This is a genomic window from Nitrosomonas sp. ANs5 (assembly GCF_050584665.1).
GTDB lineage: Bacteria > Pseudomonadota > Gammaproteobacteria > Burkholderiales > Nitrosomonadaceae > Nitrosomonas.
This window is the reverse complement of sequence record NZ_JBEUDO010000092.1, coordinates 1-4,605: the sequence shown is the minus strand read 5'-3', so window position 1 is coordinate 4,605 and position 4,605 is coordinate 1. Positions and strand designations below refer to the sequence as shown.

The 4,605-nt window shown below is 49.9% G+C and carries 3 protein-coding genes and 1 pseudogene; 2 read left to right on the top strand and 2 right to left on the bottom strand.

Annotated features, from left to right (window positions below):
* Both ABTW62_RS13380 and ABTW62_RS13375 read left to right on the top strand, forming a co-directional pair.
* The coding region (locus tag ABTW62_RS13380; RefSeq protein ID WP_430905074.1) for an MFS transporter at positions 1-978 on the top strand (978 nt) is incomplete at its 5' end.
* Positions 979-1,053: 75 nt separating this feature from the next.
* Positions 1,054-1,311 (top strand): annotated as a pseudogene (locus ABTW62_RS13375) (ISL3 family transposase); the annotation flags it as partial.
* A 344-nt stretch (positions 1,312-1,655) separates the two neighbouring features.
* On the opposite strand, the gene ABTW62_RS13370 reads toward ABTW62_RS13375, so the two are convergent.
* Entirely contained in the window at positions 1,656-2,855 is a 1,200-nt protein-coding gene (locus ABTW62_RS13370; RefSeq protein ID WP_430905073.1) for a catalase family protein, read from the bottom strand.
* Positions 2,856-2,905: 50 nt separating this feature from the next.
* On the bottom strand, positions 2,906-4,111 hold the full coding sequence (locus ABTW62_RS13365; RefSeq protein ID WP_430905072.1) for a DUF1207 domain-containing protein: 1,206 nt from the start codon (positions 4,109-4,111) through the stop codon (positions 2,906-2,908).
* Positions 4,112-4,605: the final 494 nt, after the last annotated feature.

The window sequence follows — 4,605 nt, the reverse complement described above, 5'->3', positions numbered from 1 at the left end:
TGGGGCTGGATTGTGGCGGCCACCGTGTTGCTGGGCGTCAATCAGGGCCTCTGCTGGTCCATGACTCAGACCTCGAAAATGGACATCACTCGGGCCGATGAGCGGGGCCTGACCATGGGCCTGAACGAGTTCTCCGGCTATGTGGGCGTTGCCGTTGCTGGTATTTTGACCGGCTATCTCGCCATTGGACTTGGTCCACGCATGGGATTGTTTGTGTTTGGCGCAGCGGTCATCGGTCTGGCCATTATCCTGACGCTCATCGCTATCCGTGAAACCCATGGATGGGCTAAGGCCGAAAGCACCCGTCATGCAAGCGGTGCGGTGACTGATCCAAAAGCCCGCTTACCCAAGAACATATCGGATACCCCGACCACCCGCGAGGTTTTCACGCTTATGAGCTGGCGTGATCGTCGAATGGCTGCGTTCAGTCAGGCCGGCTTGATTGAAAAGTTTGTAGACGCGCTGGTCTGGGTGTTTTATCCGGTCTACCTGTACCAACAGGGTCTGGGGCTCGGTGCCATTGGTTGGATTGTGGGAATGTATGGATTTGTTTGGGGTGGTTCCCAGTTTGTGACGGGGCGCCTGTCAGATCACATCGGGCGCCTCAAGCCAATTGTATGGGGCATGTGGTTGTGCGGCGGTGGCGTTGCATTGATGCTGCTCGGCAACGGTGTTATCTGGTGGTCTTTCTCAGCAGCTGTCACTGGTTTTGGTATGGCACTGCTTTACCCCAACCTGAGCGCGGCGGTGGCGGACATTTCCCACCCCAACTGGCGCAGCTCTGCCATCGGCATCTACCGCTTCTGGCGTGACCTTGGCTACGGCATCGGTGCACTGGCCTTCGGGATTATCGCCAACGTTACCGGAGTGGTCACCAGCGGTTTCTGGTTTGTCGCGATCGCGATGTTTCTTTCCGGCGCCCTGGTCATGCTATGGGGCGAAGAGACCCATCCACGTTTGAACCCTCAACGCGAATGAGGGGAAACCTCGCTCTTTGAACTCACTGTTCTGAAACTGGAATTTTTACTCCGAAATGTCTCATTGACCTGGTCATTCGAGACTGATATCCCGATCACCAAATGCTTTCACGGAGTCAATTAATCGCTTGGCCAAGGATGAGAACCGTGATGGCAGAGGCTACTCATTTGAAGTGATGCGAACCCGGATGCTGTACACCACCAAGCACAAGAAGAAGTCCTCGAAGACAAAGGAATCACCTTTCATGGGCAGGGCGATCACGACCTACAGTAAGAGCCACCCGCTGTCGAGAAAAACTTCGGTGTTGATCTATCAACCTTTTGGGAGGATTAAGCTGTCGGACGAGCAGGGAGCCCTTATCCACCATTTAATCCGGATACCCAAAATAAATAAAGCGCTCTGGAAAATAAAGGAGAGCCTAAATATATTTACTTTCCGACAGCAGCGCTGGCTTGTATGCTAAATGCCATCGACGATGGCATATCAATTTTTCTTCGTTAACCAAGTAAATAGTACTCCGTTCCGTCAATTAGCTTACAAATGAAATCGATGGATTCGCCTGCCAGGCTAGGCGCAAACCGCAGTCATAGCCGTAGCTATGGCGAGGATTTGCAACAACGCATGACAGGCGAAGGCGCGATTTCATGTAAGCGGTTTGGCGGAACGGAGTACTAGTATTAAAATTTCTCATCACCTGTCGGCTCGTTAGGTGTAATAGCATTCATGCTACGTCTAAGATCTGCTATGGTCGAATAGACGACTCTTCGAATTCGATTGACCCCACCAAGCGGCCGATGTTCGGATAGTGTATGCCAAGGTGTGTACGAAAGATTTTCACAGAATTCGTGCTGTGCTGGTTTGTCAAAGTTCTGCTTGGGAATCGTAATAGTAGCGACTTTAACAAACGGTGCCACATTCTCTTCCCACTCTTTCGTGGATATTTCAACGCTGAGTGCTGCGCCTGCTGGTGTGCTCGTATCACGCGTCTGGATCAGAAATTCGAAACAAGCGTCATTGGCATTGAGATGTTGCTGCATCGCCGCACGCAGGTAATTAGGATCCTGGGACTTGTCTGACGGAGGCGTGTTGTCCATTTTCACACAGGGTTTCGCAGAGTATTTCATTGCGCGCCGGTTAGCGCCAGCGCCGAGCTGATAAGGCACCGTAGACCAGTAGCGTGAGTAAAGCGGATTGCCGATTATCTTCCCGTTAATTTTTGCCGCGATGATCGAGCCTTCTATCCCGAGGACAAAAAGTGCAGATAACCCGGCCAACAGACCAGAACTGCGGCGCGCCTCGATAAGGCTTAAATATTTTTGCGGGTCGTCAATGAAGAACACGGGGTGATTGATCATCAAGAAATCCTGGGTATGGCTCTCATCAGACAAGAGCTTTGCCCCTGGGACACCCAAAAGCTTGACTGCCATGCCCCGTCCGTCACCTGCCCTATCATCGACACTTGGATCACTGCCACCGTTTGAAAAGCGGATCCAGGCCTGGTAGCGCGCGCCAGCCTGAAAAACACCATGTTGGTGTTCGTCCCGGAGCGTATCGTCAACCTGAAAGTCTGCTAGCACACAACCGTGGGCTTTGGCATGAACTTCGCGTCGCGCCGGAAGGTTATTCATATAGCGTGCCCTGATAGTTTGCTCGATGCTTTCCGTGATGGCTTGCGTAGCGGCTTCTTCTTCTGGCCAGGGTAACTCACCGAGTTCAGCATCATAGACAATATTGCTGGCCGACTTTGGCTGAATACCAGAGCGTCCTGCAGTCAGAGCCTGATTTTCTTCCAGAGCACTGCAAGCGGCCACAAGCACCAGTCCTGATAAAAGCACCGCAAACACAGGCAAAATTGAACAGGGAGGTAGTAATTGCATGATGCCCTCACGTAAAAGCGAGCTGATTGCTGGCCATTGGCTGGACAGGCCTAAAAATGGTAATGCGCTCCGAAACCGATATATTCGACTTTCTCTCTGAAAAACTGGCCGGTAGGAGAGTTGCCGTTGAAATATTCGATCAGGAATTGCAGCCTCCTGTTGAAGGCCTGTAAATTGTCAAATTGAAATCCGGCCCTGGCGGAAATATCAGTGTTCCAATTGTTTTGTTCATGATTCTTGAAATCGACTGCCAGAATAGGTCGCACTGATGCAAACTCCAGGCGCCATGGGCTTCTGAACTCTACGCCATATTGAACTGACCAAGGTTTGATTGTCGATGGCTCTTTGCGAAAAATCCCCCCTCCTCCACCATAGACTCGCATCCCATAGGGAAGCTCATAAGATAATCTGAGGTCAGCACCTTCGTAACTAAGATTGATACGCTCTAAATCAGATAGTTTTCTCAGCAAAAATTCATCGCCAAGATGAGAACTCTGATGGTAAACGCGAGCAAATGCAGAAACCTTATTCACCCGGAAACTGGAATAAAGCGATGCAATAAAATCTGTATTAATGAGATCAGTTGAGGAGGCACCAAGATTGAAATCACTGAAAACACCGGCCTGTAAACCTACCTCCCACTGCGCCATAGATTGCCCAAAATTGGCACGGTAAAACGGAAGCGTTTCACCAAAGCTGACAGATCCATTGTGATTTCCATCAATATTGTTTCCGACATAATTGCGATAAGCAGCAGAAAAATGTGCCCATCGCGGATCCGCTAGCAGCGGTCTAAACAAATGACCTGAAGGTAAAACACCGGTTGCGAGCATCGCCGAATCTGCAATCGGCAGACTTTTTTCCTCGGCAATTTCCATAATTGGTGTCGAAGACATGACGATGGGTTGTTCACCGGCATGTTCCACTACTTTAACTTCGGTAACCCCGGGTATCTCCGATAGCATCTGAATAATCCTAACTCGATCTCCTTCTGGGATGATATCGGCTGGAATAGTGATACTGCCGTTCTGTACTGTTAACGAAGCAATATCGATTTTGAATTCATACTTGAGCAGCCCGGTAGCATAACCAGCGATGTAAGAATCATCGGGGATCGCAGCACTGGCAGTGGCCATGCAAAATATCGAGACTATGATGATTAGCAGTAGCCTCTTAGCATCTCCGGATTTACTCAAAACGCTATCTATAAAACCTTGATCCGTGAACGTGATTTTTGTTTCGTCTTTTATATTCATCTATCTCTTATCCATCCCGCAGATACTCCAACAAGCAGTACCTCAAAAAGCGCATCACCTCATAGCTTGACTGCTTTGCACAACTTGCAGTGTATGGCTCTACTCGTCGCACCTGGGTTTTCTGAGTGCGCCATTCGCGACTCAAAGCAACGCACCATGCGGATTGATAAGCCTCCCCATTGCGAGGAGAGATACAATGCCGCGTTGAAAACCCAAGTGCGACGAGTAATATTCTCTGTCTTTACACTACAAGTTCACAAAAACCTGAAAAAGAATATGACAGGAACGGGGAATTTGGTATGTACGCTATCACACAAAAAGCGACAACACACAGAGGGCGGTCAGCCTAGCTTATTTCGGGGCGTCCAATTCCAGCAGAAGCCATACAGTGCTGTGCAGTCTTTGGAGCCACCTCTACCGGTGTATTGCTGTTTCTCTCCACTTTAGTACTCCGTTCCGCCAAAACGCTTACATGAAATCGCGCCTTCGCCTGC